Source organism: Longimicrobium sp., from assembly GCF_036399255.1.
In the GTDB taxonomy this organism is placed as follows: domain Bacteria; phylum Gemmatimonadota; class Gemmatimonadetes; order Longimicrobiales; family Longimicrobiaceae; genus Longimicrobium.
On record NZ_DASWNM010000090.1, the window covers coordinates 44,907 to 60,565 of the forward strand.

The window sequence follows — 15,659 nt, forward strand, 5'->3', positions numbered from 1 at the left end:
GGGCCGGCACCACCGGCCCACCTCCCCCAAAACTGCTGGGGGAGGTTGGTGTGGGGGCCGGGGCGGTGGCTCGGCGAATGAGATCGAACTGGCGCCCGCGGGGTGCCCCTCCCCCGGCCCCTCCCCGTTCGTTCCTCACGGAGAGGGGAGAACTTCGGGTGCGCTCCGCCTCTTTCGGAGCGGTCCAACCTCCCCCAGCAGTTTTGGGGGAGGTGCGAGCCTGAGCGAGCGGAGGGGGCGCCTGCGGATGCGGATATGCGCTTTCGAAGCGGCTGGAAACTGAAATCCAACTGAAATCCATAGGAACGGATGCAACCCGTACCTGAGCAGGCGGGCGCCCCGGCGGCGGGGCCCCGCCCATACCTGTCCCGCCTGCTGCCGTCGTACGCGCAGGGCAACGTGGCGGACCGCACCTACGCGATCGTCCTGGGCGCGTTCGGGCTGTCCATCCCCGTCCTCTTTGCGTTCATCGTGCTGCGCGTGGGCAGTGCCGCCATGCCCGCCGTGCGCGAGTTCGGCGGCTCCTTCATCACCTCCAGCGAGTGGGACCCGGTCGCCGGCCAGTTCGGCGCGCTGCCGTTCATCTTCGGCACCCTGGCCAGCTCGCTGCTGGCGCTGCTGATCGCGGTGCCGCTGGCCATCGGCCTGGCCATCTTCCTTACCGAGCTGGCGCCGCGCTGGCTGGCCGCGCCCATCGCCTTCGGCACGGAGCTGCTGGCGGCCATCCCCAGCGTGGTCTACGGCCTCTGGGGCATCTTCGTCCTCGTCCCCTTTCTGCGGACCTGGATCCAGGAGCCCTTGTCGAGCTCCATCGGCGACAGCGTGGGGCTGTTCCGCGGGCCGGCGTACGGCAGCAGCATCCTGGCCGGCGGGGTGATCCTGGCCATCATGATCGTCCCCTTCGTCTCCGCCGTCTCGCGCGAGGTGCTGGCGGCGGTCCCCGTCCCCCAGCGGGAGGGCGCGCTCGCGCTCGGCGCCACGCGCTGGGAGATGACGTGGCAGGTGGTGCTTCCCTACGCCTTTCCGGGGATCATCGGCGCCACGATCCTGGGCCTGGGCCGGGCGCTGGGGGAGACGATGGCCATCACCATGGTGATCGGGAACCGGGCGGAGGTGGCGACGTCGCTCTTCGCCCCCGGCGCGACGATGGCGAGCGTGCTGGCCAACGAGTTCGCCGAGGCGTCGGCCGACATGCACCTGGCGGCGCTGATGGAGATCGGCCTGCTGCTGTTCGGCATCACCATCCTGGTGAACTCCGTCGCGCGCTTCATGGTGTGGCGCGTGGGGCTGCGGGCCGGCCGATGAGCACGGTGACCTTCAACCAGCCGGCCGAGCCGCGGCACGCCGCGCCGCTCCCGGTGCTGGGCTTTCGCGAGCGGCGGCGGCGCTTCGTCAGCACGATGATGCTGGCGGCGACGGGCGTGGCGGCGGCGCTCACGGTGCTGCCCCTGCTGCTGATCTTCTTTCACCTGATGCGCGCGGGCCTGGGCTCGCTGAACCCGGACTTCTTCACCAACGTCCCGGCGCCCGTGGGCGAGAGCGGCGGCGGGGTGGGGAACGGGGTGCTGGGCACCTTCATCCTGGTCGCGCTGGCCGGTGCCATGGGGCTGCCGGTGGCCATCGGCGCGGGGATCTACCTGGCCGAGGCCGAGGGCGGGCGGCTCCCCAACGCCATCCGCTTCATCACCGACGTGATGAACGGAATCCCGTCCATCGTGATCGGGATCTTCGTGTGGGCGTGGATCGTGGTGTCCATCGGCTTCAGCGCCTTTGCGGGCGGGGTGGCGCTGGCCATCATGCTGCTGCCCATGGTGACGCGGACCACCGAAGAGATGGTGCGCCTGGTGCCCCGCGAGCTCAAGGAGGGCGGGCTGGCGCTGGGCTTTACCCGCTGGCGGACGACGCTGGGCATCGTCCTTCCCGCGGCGCGCAGCGGCATTCTGACGGGCGTGCTGGTGGCGCTGGCGCGCATCGCGGGCGAAACGGCGCCGCTGCTGTTCACGGCGTTCGGCAACCCGTTCTGGTCATCGGACCTGGGCAAGCCGATCGCCGCGCTCCCCGTGCAGATCTTTCAGTACGCCATCAGCCCGTACGAGGAGCAGCACCGGCAGGCGTGGGCCGCGTCGCTGCTGCTGATCGGGCTGGTGCTGGCGGTGAGTCTTACGGCGCGGTTCCTCATCCGCAGCCCTTACCGGAGCCGGTGATGCAACAGACGTATTCGCAGGCGCCGCTGGCCGGCGCCCCCGCAACCCCGGAAGCCGCGACCCCCATGCAGCAGACGGCGACGCAGCAGACGCTGGCGGCGCAGGCCCCCGCCCAGCTGGCCATCGAGGCCGACGACTTTTCGTTCTGGTACGGAAGCACGCGGGCGCTCAACGACATCACCCTGCAGATCCCGCAAAAGCGGGTGACGGCCTTCATCGGGCCGTCGGGGTGCGGCAAGAGCACGTTTTTGCGCAGCATCAACCGCATGAACGACCTGATCCCCGGCACCCGCCACGACGGCGACATCCGCCTGAACGGCGACAGCGTGTACCGGCAGGGGCTGGACGTGGTGCAGCTGCGCAAGCGGGTGGGGATGGTGTTCCAGAAGAGCAACCCCTTTCCCAAGTCCATCTACGACAACGTGGCGTACGGCGCGCGGGTCAACGGGCTGGCGAAGGGGCGGCGCGACCTGGACGAGCTGGTGGAGCGGTCGCTGCGGCAGGCGGCGCTGTGGGACGAGGTCAGCGACCGGCTGGACCGCAGCGCGCTGGGCCTCTCCGGCGGGCAGCAGCAGCGGCTGTGCATTGCCCGCGCGCTGGCGGTGCAGCCCGACGTGCTGCTGATGGACGAGCCGGCCAGCGCGCTGGACCCCATCGCCACGCAGAAGATCGAGGAGCTGATCTACGAGCTCAAGGACCTGTACACCATCGTCATCGTGACGCACAACATGCAGCAGGCGGCGCGGGTGAGCGACTTCACGGCGTTCTTCTACATGGGCTCGCTGGTGGAGATGGGAAAGACCAACGAGATCTTTACCAACCCGCGCGAAGACCGCACCGAGGCCTACATCACGGGGAGGTTCGGATGACGCCCACGCCCGGCGTGCGCCACTTTCACGAAGAGCTGGCGCGCCTGAAGACGCAGCTGCTGACGATGTCGGGGCTGGCCGAGGAGCTGGTGGACCAGGCGATGCAGGCGCTGCGCGCGCGCGACGCCGACCTGGCGCGCACGGTGATCCAGCGCGACAACGACCTGGACGCCATGGAAGTGGCGGTCGACGACATGTGCATCCACCTGCTGGCCCTTCAGCAGCCCATGGCGCGCGACCTTCGCCTGATCACCATGGCGATGAAGATCAGCAACGACCTGGAGCGGGTGGGCGACCACGCGGTGAACATCGCCGAGGCGGTGGGGCACCTGGCCGAGCAGCCCATCCACCTGGAGTTCGCCGAGATCGACGAGATGGGGCGGCTGGCCACGGAGATGCTGAGCGACGCGCTCGACACCTTCGTGCGCGCGGACCCCGAGGGCGCGCGCGAGGTGTGCCGCCGCGACGACCGCGTGGACGGGCTGCACAACTCGCTCTTCCGCATCCTCCTTACGCACATGATGGAGGACCCGCGGCGCATCGGGGCCAGCATGTCGCTGTTCCTGGTGAGCCGAAACCTGGAGCGCATCGCCGACCTGGCCACGAACATCGCAGAGGACGTGGTGTTCCTGGTGGAAGGCCGCAACATCAAGCACGGCGCCGGCCTCGTTTCCGGCGAAGCCCGGGCGAGCTGAGAAGAAGTGCGTGAGTGCGTGAGTGCGTGGGTGCGTGAGTGCGAAAGTGGTTGACGCAGAAGGGCCGCTCCCAGCCGGGAGCGGCCCTCTTCGCGATCCAGCCCGCTCGTCCTGTTGCCGTTGCAGGCTATTCCCTATTCCCTGTTCCCTATTCCCTGTCGCCTACGCCGTGCACGTCCAGCTCACCGCGCAGGTGGTTCAGATGCGTAGTAAAGATGCTGTCCTCTTCCTCGGCCTCGCGCCCGTCGGCGGACAGGATGGCGACGCCCAGGCCGCTGAGCGCGGTGACCACCTGCGCGGCGTTGCGGGTGCCGCGCTCGCGGTCCATGTGGATGATGGCGTGCAGGTACGCCGGCGTCTCGCCAAGAAAGGCGTGCAGCGCGTCGGGGTCGTTGGCCAGCTCCATGGTCTTCACGGCGGCGTCGCGAAGCTCGTCGTGCGACGCCTCGTCGCCGTGGGCGCCGCGCAGCAGCTGGCTGAACACGTCCAGCTCGCGGCGGTTGATGTCGTCGTCGCCGGCCAGCAGCAGGCCAAAAAAGCGCACCAGGTGGCGCACCGCGTCTTCGGCGATGGGGCCGGCGCCGGTCCAGTAGCCCTGCTCCTGGGCCGTCACCGCGGCCTGCACCACCAGCCGCGATAGCTCGTCCGGAGAAACGTCGATGTCGTAGCGCATCGGGTCGATGTCGGGGGATGGGGATCAGGCGGACGCGATCACTCCGCCGCGTCCGCGCGACAATGTACGTCCTCGACGTCCTTCGCGCCCGCCCCTGTTTCTCCGCCCTCCGAAATCTGTCATCCCGAGGCCCGCCCACCTGCCCCGCCCCTCGCGCCACCGGTGGTTTTTCGCCTCACCGACCAAATCTGTCATCCCGAGGCCCGCCCACCCCGCACCTGCCCCTCGCGCCGCCGGTCGATTCTTCGCCTCGCCGACGAGATCTGTCATCCCGAGGCCCGCCCACTCCGCACCTGCCCCTCGCGCCGCCGGTCGATTCTTCGCCTGCCCGACAAAATCTGTCATCCCGAGGCCCGCCCACTCCGAACCTACCCCTCGCGCCGCCGGTCGCAGGGCCGAGGGATCTACTCTCCGCCACCTCGAACGCAGTCGCGGCAGCCCGCACCGACCCCGCGGCTGCACCACCGCCGGCCAGGGCCGGTCCGGGGTGCGCGACGGGTCACCAGGAATCGGACGGTAGATTCCTCAGTCGGCGCCAGAGTATGCGGTAAGGGACGGTTTCGCGCGGCGCCTCCTTCGGAATGACAGATTGGAGGCGGTGGGGCTGGATCAGGCGTTGGCGCGCAGGAGTGGCGCGTGGTGCGGCAGGATGTAGAACCGCGACCCGGGGTGGCGGATCACGAGCCGCTGAAGCCCCGTTTGGCGACGCGTCAGCGGCGCCGAGACGGGGCTTGTCGCTTTCCCAGCAGCGGGTTTACCCGCTCATCGCATCCCGCTCATCACATCCCGCTCATCACCCAGCGTGTCGGCTTCAAACCCCGAACGTCGCCTCTTCCGGGATGCGCCAGATGCCGGGCGTGCCCAGTTCCAGGCTGTTGCCGGCGGGATCGCGAAAGTAGAGCGAGCGCCCGCCGCTTGGCCACGTGTAATCGCTTTCGATCTCCACGCCGGCCGCCTGCAGGTGCGCGCGCCAGTCCTCCACCTCGTCCGCGCGCATCGCGAAGCAGACGTGCCCGGGCCCGTCCGCCCCGTGCCCTGGAATGGCGCCGCCCTCGCGCGTGCGCTCCGCGTTGAACACCAGGAACACGCGCCCGCCGCAGCGAAAGAACACGTGCCGCCCCTCCACGCGCGTGACCACCTCCATCCCCAGCACGACCGTGTAGAACCGCTCCGCCGCCTCCAAGTCGTCCGCGTAGACGCACGCCTCCAGGATCTCGCCAGCCTGCATCGTTCCTATCCGCCTTCGCAGGTTTGTTTGATGTCACGCAGTGGTGGTTGTGCGATCTCCGCGCCGCGGGAACGCCTGCCACGTCAAGCCAGCAAACCTCTACAGGCTGAGCCGCTCCACGATTCTCTCCTCTATCGCGACGAGAGTGGTTGCATCGACACTCGAATCCAGGACATCGATCTGCCTTTTGAGCCACCTTCGGCGATCCCTGCTTTGCCGCCAGGGTTCACTCAGAGAAATCAGTGCTGCGGTATCGACCAGCGGACGCTTCAGCGGTACCGCGTCCAGCCACGGCTGACGCACGGGTTCTACGTCCCACCGCAATGGCTCCAGAACCTCCGGCCCCTCACGCCCTTCCACGGCGGCGTCCATGATCGGCGCGACGATCTGGAATCTGCGGTGGGCACTGTACGCATGCGTGGTCAGAACGATTCCGTACGCATAGCCGACACGGACGTCCACGATACGCACCAGCCGGCCCCGCACGCTTCTGGTTCCCGGCGGTGCCACACCCTCGCCCAGGCCCAGTGCCAGGGTGACGGCCCTGCGCACCCGTCGTACCTCGTCCACCGCCGACATTGCCGACACGATCAGCCGATCGGGATCGCGTGGGAGCAAGCGGCTGGCAATCACGAAGCTGCCGTCCTGATCCGGCTTCGTCAGGACCGCGGGACCAGGGATCTCGTGGACGGGACTGCCGTACTCAACGTGCTCCGTCGCTTTGGTGCTCATGTGAGCAAGCGTGCCCAGTACGAGCGGATCGGCGGCTACGTCACACCGGTTTACGAGAAAGTACGGCCGGCTCTTGTTCTCGTCCGTGGGACGCTCGGTGGCCGGGATGTAGAAGATGTGGCCGGCGGGGCGAGTCGCGCCGGATGGGAACCTCGCTCCTGGTTTCATCCCATACCCCTTGATCCGGTAACAGAAAGGCCGGGATCACAGGTGATCCCGGCCTTCTCGGGTGGCAACTCCACTTGCCCGGCGCTACGGCTTTCGGCGCGGCCGAGCCTGGCTGCGAGCTCGCAGATCGGCGAACGCTTCCTCCTGAGCCGCGTAGAATGCTTCTTCGTCCGTCAGGGCCTGTACCTCAGGCGCCTGAGCAAGGCCAGGGTGTTCCGAATCCCGCGGCTCGCCACGTTTCTCGAACGGGGCAGTATGGATCTGCATCCTGCAATGCTCCGCTGTAAGGAGTGGCTAATTTAGCGGTTCGTCAGACAATGCGTCAAGCCGCTACCGTTTCCCGCCTGCGACGTGATACCCCGGCACCGTCCATCCGCTCCGGTCAGCTTACGTCATCCAAACATTCGCGCGTGCCGTGACCGTCCAGACGCTACGTGCGCGGGAAAGGAGCACGAAGTCGCTCACGCCGCCGCAGGGAGGGCAGGCTCGCGTCACGTACACGAGCGCCTGTGCGCCGTCACGGGAATAGCCGACTCGCGAGAATACGATCACGCCCCCGCTGTCGGGATGCCGGGCGAAGTGCTCGCTCCAGCCGTAGGGCCACGCTCTCCACTCTTCCCGGCTCACCCATGACACGGTCGTGTCGCGCAAGTCGGGGATCGGCGCCACGTCGCTGTTGACCGCCAGGAAGGAGCGTACGGTGCTCGCGTCGAGCCCCGGCATCGCTGGCACGCGCGTCACAAGCCTGTGGAGTTCTTGCTCTTCGACGAACTCCAGCGCCGGCTCGCTGGTCCGCTGTACCACCGGGCGCAAGACGCCACCGGCCCGTTCCGCGGCGAGCACCGCGCGGTACACCGCCGCGTCGTCCCTGGCGGGAAGCATCTCGCCAGGCGCGAGCTCCCCACAGGCCGTGGCCATGACCAGCGCCCACGCCGAGGCGCAGAAAATCCGGTGCGGCATTCGGGACATGAGCGTGGTCCGGTTCAGGCCTCTCCGCAGACCGCGTCCAGCTGGGTAAAGTCGATGAGCACGTCGCGAGGCTTGGAGCCGTCGGGGGGGCCCAGCACGCCGGCTTTCTCCAACTGGTCCATCACCCGCGCGGCGCGGCCGTAGCCGATGCGCATGCGGCGCTGCAGCAGGCTGGTCGATCCGCCCTGGTGCTGAATGCACAGCTCCGCGGCCTGCCGGAACAGCTTGTCGCGCTCGCCCGGCTCCTCGTCGGCCTCCAGCTCGCCCGTGTCCTCTTGCGCGCGAACCTCGTCCAGGATGTTGGCCTCGGTGCTGGCCGCCGGGTCCAGCCCCCGCTCCAGCGCCTCCTCGCGCCGCAGGCGGGCCGCCTCGCGATACCAGTCCATCAGCTTCTCGGTTTCTTCCGTGCTCAGGTACGCGCCCTGGATGCGCACCGGCTCGCTGCTGGCGGGCGGCAGCATCAGCATGTCGCCGTTGCCCAGCAGCGCGTCGGCGCCGTTCTGGTCAAGGATCGTTCGTGAGTCCACCTTGGACGAGACGCGGAAAGCGATGCGGCTGGGGAAGTTGGCCTTGATCAGCCCCGTGATCACGTTGACCGACGGGCGCTGCGTGGCCAGGATCAGGTGGATGCCGATGGCGCGCGCCTTCTGCGCCAGCAGCGCCAGCGGCTTCTCCACGTCGCCCTGCACCGTCATCATCAGGTCCGCCAGCTCGTCGATGATGACCACGATGTACGGCAGCTCGCCGCCGCGGTACAGCCAGCGGTCCGGGTCGCCTTCCTCGCCCTCGGCCTCGCTGGCGCGCATGATCGTGCCCTGCTCCAGCCGCTTGTTGAAATCCTGCAGGTTGCGCACGCCGTTCACGCTGAGCAGCGCGTAGCGGCGCTCCATCTCCAGCACCGCCCACTTCAGGACCGCCGCGGCGTCGTTGTTGTCTGTCACCACCGGGTGCCGCAGGTGGGGCAGGTCGTTGTACATCGACAGCTCCACCATCTTGGGGTCCACCATCAGGAACCGCAGCGTGCGCGGCGTGTGGCGGTAGATGAGGGAGGTGATGATGGTGTTGACGCACACCGACTTGCCCGAGCCCGTGGCGCCCGCGATCAGCAGGTGCGGCATGCGCGCCAGGTCGGCCACGTTCGACTTGCCGGCGATGTCCTTGCCCAGCGCCAGCGGCAGCAGCGCCTTGGTGTTGCGGAAGGCGGCGGATTCGATGGTCTCGCGAAAGTAGACCATCTCCGGCTCAGGGTTGGGCACCTCCACGCCCACGGCGCCCTTGCCCGGGATCGGCGCCACGATGCGCACCGAGGGCGCGCGCAGGGCCAGCGCCAGGTCCGCCTCCAGGTTGGCGATGCGGGCCACCTTGATCCCCGGCGCCGGGCTGATCTCGAACTGGGTGACCACGGGGCCGCTGGTCATCCCCACGATCGTCCCCTCGATCTTGAACGTGGCCAGCTTGTCGATCAGCACCTGCCCCAGCTTGTCCAGCTCCTGCCGGTTGCGCGACTCGTCGCGCGGGGGCGGCGCCACCAGCAGGCCTGACGTGGGCAGGTCGGTGGAGAACGGGTCGCCGCTGTCCTCGGGAAGCAGCTCCACCTGCTCGGCCCTCGTCCCCCGCGCCGCGGGCTTCTGCGCTGCCTTACCGGCCTTCGCGTCCGCGGCCTTCGCGGGCGGCGCGGCGGCGGGCGTCGCAGGCGCGGGGACGATGGGGTCCAGCTGCGTGGCGTCGGGATCGATGGCCGGCTCGTCCGCGGCGCCCCAGTAGCTCTCGTCCTCGAACTCGTACTCCGCGTCCTCGATCCCGTCGTCCTCCGGCGTCACCGGCAGGGGCTCGCCGGGGACGGCGCGCTTGGGGAGCAGCTTGAGTGGGCTGGGCAGGGTAATGGCGGGGCGGGGAAGCGACACCGCCGCCTGCCGCGCCTGCGTCATGGCGAAGCGCCCGCCGTGGAACGCCGTCCGCAGCGGGTTCCATCCCACCGTGGCCACGCACAGCGCCGCGAAGAGAAAGAAGATGACCACCGCGCCGCCCACCGCCGAGAGCGCCGAGACCAGCAGCACCGCCACCGCCGCGCCCAGCCACCCGGCCGCGGGCGTGGGCTGCCCCGCCGTGCCGCCCAGGATGGAGATGCCGGAGGGCACCAGCACCACCAGGCCGGCGATCAGGATGGACCAGCGGAGCGCCATCCCCTGGTCGAGCTTGCGGAAGGCGGCCGCGCCCCAGAGCGCCGCCAGGATGGGGAGGGCCACCGAGGCCACGCCCAAGAAGCCGCCGAGCGCGCCGCTCAGCCCGCGGCCCGCCACCCCCACGATGTTGCCGGAGGGAAACACGCGCAGGGCCCCCGCGCCAAAGAGGGCCAGGGGAACCAGGCTGAGCGCGAGCAGCAGGGCAAGGGCGAACAGGCCCAGCCCCCAGAGCTCGCGGCGCTGCTTGTCGTCCAGGGAAAGCATTCGGCTCCAGGTAGAGCAGTGCCGAGGGAGTTCTTCGCGGAAGGAACGTCTGGAGCAACAAGATAGCGTGGACGCGCCTTTCGGCCAACTGCCGGGTTGCGGCGGTGGGGTGAAGGGGTGAAGGGGTGAAGGGGTGGCGGAGTGCGTGAGTGCGTGAGTGCGTGAGTGCGGAAGCCGGATCGGCAGACCAGCACGCAGAGGCGTGTCATTCTGAGGCCCGGCCACACAGGACCTTCCGTTGCCCTGCAGGTCGCAGGGCCGAAGAATCTAGCCTCGGCCTCCTCGAACGTAGACGCGGCAGCCCCGCACCGGCATTGCGGCCATCGACATTGTCGGACAAGGCCTATGGAGATTCGCGCCGGAATCCGGCGGAGCGGAGGGAGACGAGGAGGTGATGGAGTCGGATGGGTCCGGCGCGTTCCGCCTCCAGGAGCGAATGAATTCGCCGCGGGAAATTCGCAAAGTCCGCCTGCGCGGACTGCAGCCGCACGCCCGCGTCGCTGCGACGGATTACGAGCAGCCCGACGCTGGATTCCTCGGTCGCGCGCCGCGTGCGGTGGTTCGGGAGGGTGCAAGGGGCGCTCCCTCGGAATGACGCTCCTGGGCGTCCGGATGCCACTCGTTTGCGCGCAGCGCCCATGAAGGTGAAGCCCCACCTGGCGAGCGTGAGCGAGCCTTGGGTGGGGCTTGTCGCAGTTCCAGCCTGCGGCTTTAGCCGCCGGTGGCGAGGCCGGACGGCTTCCGGCGGCTTAGCCCAGGCCCCCGAAGATCCCCGCGATGATCTCGGCGATGAAGCTGAAGACGCCGCCGGCCGCCTCGCCCGCCACCTCCGCGGCCCCGGCGACCAGCTCCGGCGTGGACGCGAGCAGGCCCGGCGCGTGGGCCGCCGCCTCCGCGGCCGCGCCGACCACGTGAGCGCCCGCCTGCGCTCCGTAGTAGGCGGTGTGCGCCACCAGGTCGGGCGCGTACCACAGCGCGTCCAGCAGGAACGAGCCCGCGTCCAGCGCGGGGTTCATCTGTCCCGCGGCGCCGTAGTGTGCCACCGCGCCCGCGGCGGCCACCGCCCAGATGGACGCCAGCTCGTGGTGGTCCAGCCACACGGCCCGGCAGCCGCGGCACACGTCCACCGCGGTGCCCCGCTCCGACCTGCGCGACATGGCCTTGCCGCACTCCGGGCACTCCAGCGCGTTCTTCCATTTGCACCACGGGCAGAAGGCGGCGTCGCGCTCCATCGGCACGTGGCAGGCGTGGCAGACGAACGCCGCGTCCTGTGACCGGGTGATGGTGGCGCGCAGGGCGCTGGCCGGCACCGCGCGCAGCCGCGCCGTCTGCTCGCGCAGAATCCACGTGCCGCCGCACCGCCGGCAGTGGTCGATCTCCACGCCCGGGGCCGCGGACACCTTCTCCAGCGCCACCCCCAGGCACGCCGGACAAGCGAGCCGCATGGGCTCCGTGCTACGCATCGAGAATTCCCCGCGCGGTAGGCTTGTCGCGCAGCGCCGTCAGCGTGGGAAAGGTGTAGACCAGGTTCCCCTCGTCCGTCACCTCCAGCTCCGCGCGGCCGGCGCCCACCATCACGTCCAGCGTCTCGCGCGTCGTCTCTTCCGACAGGTGCAGCGACATCGCCGCCTCCACCGCCATCAGCTTTCCGCCGCGCCCCTGCGCCAGCCGCAAGAGCTCCGCTTCCGTGGCGTGCCGGCGCAGCTCGGCCCTGCGCCCCGTCAGCCGGCTCCGTTCCACGAAGTGGCTGCGCGCCAGCAGCACCGCGCCCGCCGCGGGGAGCACCACCGTGATCGCCAGCGCCGCCAGCCGCGCCCCGGCGGACACGTCGGTGTCGCTGTTCAGGAACCCGCCCAGCATCAGCAGCGCCAGCAGCGCCAACCCCACCGCTCCAACGATCTTCTTCATCGTGCCTGTATCCCCGAGGTTCTCGATCTCCGCTCCGCGGCTCGCCTGAACCGTACGGCGCCGCGCCCCGGCGAGTTCCAGGCGGCGCTCCAGGAGCGAATGAATTCGCCGCTGGAAAGGCGCAAAATCCGCCTGCGCGGATTGTAGCCGAACGTGCGCGGTGCACGACGGATCACGAGGATTCGGACGGTAGATTCCTCGGTCGCGCGCCCGGTGCGGTGGATTCGGATGGTGTGGGGTGGCGCTCCCTCGGAATGGCATCCTGTAGTGTCGGGGGCGAGCCTTCACGGGCGATGCATCGGTGGGCTACGAGGTGTCGGCGCACGAGCAGGTGAAGCCCCGTTTGGCGAGCCTCGGCGAGCCAAGACGGGGCTTGTGGCATTTCCAGCCTGCGGCTTTAGCCGCTGGCGCTCCGCCGCTGGCGAGCGGGCGCGTACGAAAAAGCCGGGCGGATGCACCTCGCATCCGCCCGGCCCCGTCCGTATCCGCCCCAACCGCGCGGCCGCGTCAGCTCTCCGCGGGCACGTGGGCCAGCACGATCTGCCGGTCCTGCAGCACGGGAAGCACGTCGCGCAGGTCCGTCTGCGCGCAGTAGGCCAGGTCGTCGACCAGGCCGGCCTCCACGATCCCGCGGCCGGCCGCCGTGTGGGGAAACAGCTTGGCGGGGTCGGGGAACTCCTCCGCCAGCGCCAGCGCCGCCACGGCGCCGTCGTTCAGCTCCCACTCCACGTCGGGGAGCGCCTTCATCACCGCCGCCGCCATCTGCCCCGCGCACACCGCGTCCTCCAGCCCGAACGCGCGCTCGCGGCCGGCGCACAGCAGCACCGGCTCGGCCTCGGTGCGCACCAGCTCGTCGACCACGGCCTGAAAGTTCAGCCACGACCCCACCAGCACCCGCCCGCCCCCCGACGCGGCCGTGATGGCGATGGTGCCGTTGGTGGTGGACATCACCACGATCTTGCCGGCCACCCGCTCCGCCGTAAAGTCGCCCGGCGAGTTGCCCAGGTCGAAGCCGTCGATGGGGAGCGCCTTGCGCTCGCCGGCCAGCAGCACCTCGTCGCGCCCCAGCGTCTTGGCCATGGCGATGGCGTCCTCGATGGTCGCCACCGGGTACAGCAGCCGGGCGCCGGCCGCCAGCGCCTCCACGATGGAGGTGGAGGCCCGCAGCACGTCCAGCACCACCACCGCGCGGCCGGCGATCTCGCTGGGCACCAGCTCCGCCGGGGTCAGCAGCACGTCCAGCTTCATGCGGGGCGCTCCGCCATCCACCGCTCCAGCGACTTGGTGTCCACCTCGCCCGCGATGAAGTCGGGGTTGTCCATCACCTGCAGCAGGAAGGGGATGGTGGTGTGCACGCCCTCGATCACCGTTTCGGTCAGCGCGCGCTTCATCCGACGGATCGCCTCGTCGCGGGTGCTGGCGTGCACGATCAGCTTGCCCAGCAGCGAGTCGTAGTACTGCGGCACCTTGTAGCCCGCGTACGCGTGCGTGTCGACCCGCACCCCCGGGCCGCCGGGAAGGTGAAAGGTGTGGATGGTGCCCGGCGACGGAGCAAAGTTGCGGGCCGGGTCCTCGGCGTTGATGCGGCACTCGATGGCGTGCCCCCGCAGCCGGATCTCCGTCTCGGGGATCGAGAGCGGAAGCCCCGCCGCCGCCCGGATCTGCTCCTTGACCAGGTCGAACCCCGTGCACATTTCCGTGACCGGGTGCTCCACCTGGATGCGGGTGTTCATCTCCATGAAGTAGAACGAGTTGTCGTCGTTCAGCAGCATTTCGATGGTCCCCGCGCCCACGTAGTCGATGGCCTTGGCGCCGCGCACCGCCGCCTCGCCCATGGCCGCCCGCAGCTCGGGCGACAGGGCGGGGGAGGGCGCCTCCTCCAGCAGCTTCTGGTGCCGGCGCTGGATGCTGCAGTCGCGCTCGCCCAGGTGGATGACGCGGCCGTGCGTGTCGCCCAGGATCTGGAACTCGATGTGGCGCGGCCGGGCCAGGTACTTCTCCACGTACACGCTGTCGTCGTTGAACGCCGCGCCCGCCTCGTTGCGCGCCATCCCGAAGGCGGAGACGAACTCCTCCTCGGTCGCGGCCACGCGCATTCCCTTGCCGCCGCCGCCCGCCGCCGCCTTGATCAGCACGGGAAAGCCGATCTCGCGCGCGGCGGCCAGGGCCTCCTCGGGGTCGGCGATGGCGTCGGTGCCGGGAACGATGGGCACGCCCACCTCGCGCATCGTCCTGCGCGCGGTGGCCTTGTCGCCCATCTGCCGGATCTGCTGCGGCGTGGGGCCGATGAAGGTGATCTCGCTGGCCTCGCAGATCTCCGAGAACTCGGCGTTCTCGGCCAGGAAGCCGTAGCCGGGATGGATGGCGTCGGCCCCCGTGATCTCCGCGGCGGCGATGATGCGCGGGATGTTGAGGTAGCTTTCGCGCGCCTGCGCGGGGCCGATGCACACGTCTTCGTCGGCGAAGCGCACGTGCAGGCTTTCGCGGTCGGCCTCGCTGTAGACGGCCACGGTGCGCAGCCCCAGCTCGCGGCAGGCGCGTATCACCCGCAGGGCGATCTCGCCGCGGTTGGCGATCAGTACTTTACGGAACACGGTCCCCGTCGGTTCATTCGTCGCGCCGCCCCGTCCAGTCCATCTCCTGCTCGCCCGGCTGCACGCCGGAGACGCGCAGCGCGAACTCGGAGGGGTTGCTGGCGTAGTGTACGGCCCAGTCGTAGCTGATCCAGCCGCGCCGGTACAGCGTGAGCAGCGACTGGTCGAAGGTCTGCATCCCGTACTGCACCTGCCCGTCGGCGATCAGCTCGGGGATGGACTGCGAGTCGTCGCCGGTGCGGATGAGCTGGGCGATGGCCGCAGTGTTCACCAGCACCTCGGCCGCGGGCACGCGCCCCGGCCGGTCGGCGCGGGGAATCAGGCGCAGGCTGACCACGGCGCGCAGCGCGTTGGCCAGCATCCCCCGGATCTCCTGGTGCTGGTGCGGCGGAAAGAAGCTGATGATGCGCCCGATGGTCTGGGCGGCGTCGGTCGTGTGCAGCGTCGACAGCACCAGGTGCCCCGTGTCCGCCGCCTTGAGCACCGTCTCCATGCTGGGCCGGTCGCGGATCTCGCCCAGCATGATGACGTCGGGGTCCTGCCGCAGCACGTGCCGCAGCGCGTCGTGAAAGCTGTGCGTGTCGCTTCCCACCTCGCGCTGGCTGATGATGGCCTTGCCGTCGCGGTGCAGGAACTCGATGGGGTCCTCCACCGAGACGATGTTGACGGCGCGCCGCTCGTTCAGGTGCCGCAGCAGCGCCGCCAGCGTCGTCGACTTTCCCGACCCCGTCACCCCCGTCACCAGCACCAGCCCGCGCGGCGACAGGGCGATCTGCTCCATCACCGGCGGCAGGTCCAGCGTGTCCAGCGACGGCACCTCGAAGGGGATGGCGCGAAAGGCCATCCCCAGCGTGCCCCGCTGCTGGAACACGTTGGCGCGAAACCGCCCCAGCCCCTGCACGCCGATGGCGAAGTCGATTTCCTTGCGCTCGGCGAACTCTTCGCGCTGCCGGGGGCTCAGCGTCTGCTCGGCGCAGCGCTTCAGGTCCTCCGGCCGCAGCACGGCGAGCGAGGTGTCGGTCAGCTCGCCGTTGATGCGCAGCACGGGAGGGCGGCCCACCTTCAGGTGCAGGTCGGACCCCTGGCGGCGCACCAGCTCCTGCAGCGCGTCGCGCAGGTTGAACTCGGCGCGGACCCCCGCCTGGGCGGGGGCCGCGCTCCCTTCCGTCACG

At 69.8% G+C, this 15,659-nt stretch carries 14 protein-coding genes; 4 read left to right on the forward strand and 10 right to left on the reverse strand.

What is annotated here, in order from left to right:
- Positions 1-309 precede the first annotated feature (309 nt).
- From pstC to phoU, 4 genes are all read left to right on the forward strand, one after another.
- Positions 310-1,305 carry a phosphate ABC transporter permease subunit PstC gene (pstC, locus tag VGC13_RS15965; RefSeq protein WP_331126267.1) on the forward strand — a complete coding sequence of 332 codons (996 nt, stop codon included), beginning with the start codon at positions 310-312 and terminating at the stop codon, positions 1,303-1,305.
- Entirely contained in the window at positions 1,302-2,204 is a 903-nt protein-coding gene (gene pstA, locus VGC13_RS15970) for a phosphate ABC transporter permease PstA (protein ID WP_331126268.1), read from the forward strand. The genes pstC and pstA overlap by 4 nt, the downstream gene beginning before the upstream one ends.
- Before the next feature lie 122 nt (positions 2,205-2,326).
- Positions 2,327-3,073: a phosphate ABC transporter ATP-binding protein PstB gene (pstB, locus tag VGC13_RS15975; protein ID WP_349264224.1), complete on the forward strand. Its 747-nt coding sequence runs from the start codon at positions 2,327-2,329 to the stop codon at positions 3,071-3,073.
- Positions 3,070-3,768, forward strand: coding sequence for a phosphate signaling complex protein PhoU (gene phoU, locus VGC13_RS15980; protein ID WP_331126270.1), 699 nt, complete (start codon positions 3,070-3,072; stop codon positions 3,766-3,768). The genes pstB and phoU overlap by 4 nt, the downstream gene beginning before the upstream one ends.
- 148 nt (positions 3,769-3,916) lie before the next feature.
- Here phoU and VGC13_RS15985 read toward each other — a convergent pair whose 3' ends face one another.
- The 10 genes from VGC13_RS15985 to VGC13_RS16030 all read right to left on the reverse strand — a co-directional run bounded on the left by VGC13_RS15985 (position 3,917) and on the right by VGC13_RS16030 (position 15,658).
- Positions 3,917-4,441: a hypothetical protein gene (locus VGC13_RS15985; RefSeq protein ID WP_331126271.1), complete on the reverse strand. Its 525-nt coding sequence runs from the start codon at positions 4,439-4,441 to the stop codon at positions 3,917-3,919.
- Between the two features lie 811 nt (positions 4,442-5,252).
- Complete coding sequence (locus VGC13_RS15990; RefSeq protein WP_331126272.1) at positions 5,253-5,669, reverse strand: VOC family protein; 417 nt, start codon at positions 5,667-5,669, stop codon at positions 5,253-5,255.
- A gap of 99 nt (positions 5,670-5,768) precedes the next feature.
- The gene (locus VGC13_RS15995; protein ID WP_331126273.1) at positions 5,769-6,401 is read right to left on the reverse strand and encodes a hypothetical protein; all 633 of its coding nucleotides are present in this window, start codon (positions 6,399-6,401) and stop codon (positions 5,769-5,771) included.
- Between the two features lie 555 nt (positions 6,402-6,956).
- On the reverse strand, positions 6,957-7,538 hold the full coding sequence (locus VGC13_RS16000) for a hypothetical protein (protein ID WP_331126274.1): 582 nt from the start codon (positions 7,536-7,538) through the stop codon (positions 6,957-6,959).
- Between the two features lie 14 nt (positions 7,539-7,552).
- Complete coding sequence (locus VGC13_RS16005; protein WP_331126275.1) at positions 7,553-9,985, reverse strand: DNA translocase FtsK; 2,433 nt, start codon at positions 9,983-9,985, stop codon at positions 7,553-7,555.
- A gap of 749 nt (positions 9,986-10,734) precedes the next feature.
- A complete protein-coding gene (locus VGC13_RS16010; protein WP_331126276.1) occupies positions 10,735-11,448 on the reverse strand; it encodes a zf-TFIIB domain-containing protein in 714 nt (237 codons plus the stop codon).
- Positions 11,441-11,893: a hypothetical protein gene (locus VGC13_RS16015; RefSeq protein WP_331126277.1), complete on the reverse strand. Its 453-nt coding sequence runs from the start codon at positions 11,891-11,893 to the stop codon at positions 11,441-11,443. Before VGC13_RS16015 ends, VGC13_RS16010 begins: the two co-directional genes overlap by 8 nt.
- 507 nt (positions 11,894-12,400) lie before the next feature.
- On the reverse strand, positions 12,401-13,141 hold the full coding sequence (locus tag VGC13_RS16020) for a 2-phosphosulfolactate phosphatase (RefSeq protein ID WP_331126278.1): 741 nt from the start codon (positions 13,139-13,141) through the stop codon (positions 12,401-12,403).
- The gene (gene accC, locus VGC13_RS16025) at positions 13,138-14,487 is read right to left on the reverse strand and encodes an acetyl-CoA carboxylase biotin carboxylase subunit (protein WP_331126279.1); all 1,350 of its coding nucleotides are present in this window, start codon (positions 14,485-14,487) and stop codon (positions 13,138-13,140) included. Before accC ends, VGC13_RS16020 begins: the two co-directional genes overlap by 4 nt.
- A gap of 13 nt (positions 14,488-14,500) precedes the next feature.
- A complete protein-coding gene (locus VGC13_RS16030; RefSeq protein WP_331126280.1) occupies positions 14,501-15,658 on the reverse strand; it encodes a type IV pilus twitching motility protein PilT in 1,158 nt (385 codons plus the stop codon).
- Position 15,659: the final 1 nt, after the last annotated feature.

Bases quoted from the DNA above. Each gene is read 5' to 3' on its own strand.
- VGC13_RS15990 (WP_331126272.1), bottom strand. From the start codon at position 5,669: ATGCAGGCTGGCGAGATCCTGGAGGCGTGCGTCTACGCGGACGACTTG.
- phoU (WP_331126270.1), top strand. From the start codon at position 3,070: ATGACGCCCACGCCCGGCGTGCGCCACTTTCACGAAGAGCTGGCGCGC.
- VGC13_RS16010 (WP_331126276.1), bottom strand. From the start codon at position 11,448: ATGCGTAGCACGGAGCCCATGCGGCTCGCTTGTCCGGCGTGCCTGGGG.
- VGC13_RS16015 (WP_331126277.1), bottom strand. From the start codon at position 11,893: ATGAAGAAGATCGTTGGAGCGGTGGGGTTGGCGCTGCTGGCGCTGCTG.
- VGC13_RS16000 (WP_331126274.1), bottom strand. From the start codon at position 7,538: ATGTCCCGAATGCCGCACCGGATTTTCTGCGCCTCGGCGTGGGCGCTG.
- VGC13_RS16005 (WP_331126275.1), bottom strand. From the start codon at position 9,985: ATGCTTTCCCTGGACGACAAGCAGCGCCGCGAGCTCTGGGGGCTGGGC.
- VGC13_RS15995 (WP_331126273.1), bottom strand. From the start codon at position 6,401: ATGAGCACCAAAGCGACGGAGCACGTTGAGTACGGCAGTCCCGTCCAC.
- pstA (WP_331126268.1), top strand. From the start codon at position 1,302: ATGAGCACGGTGACCTTCAACCAGCCGGCCGAGCCGCGGCACGCCGCG.
- VGC13_RS15985 (WP_331126271.1), bottom strand. From the start codon at position 4,441: ATGCGCTACGACATCGACGTTTCTCCGGACGAGCTATCGCGGCTGGTG.
- pstC (WP_331126267.1), top strand. From the start codon at position 310: ATGCAACCCGTACCTGAGCAGGCGGGCGCCCCGGCGGCGGGGCCCCGC.
- VGC13_RS16020 (WP_331126278.1), bottom strand. From the start codon at position 13,141: ATGAAGCTGGACGTGCTGCTGACCCCGGCGGAGCTGGTGCCCAGCGAG.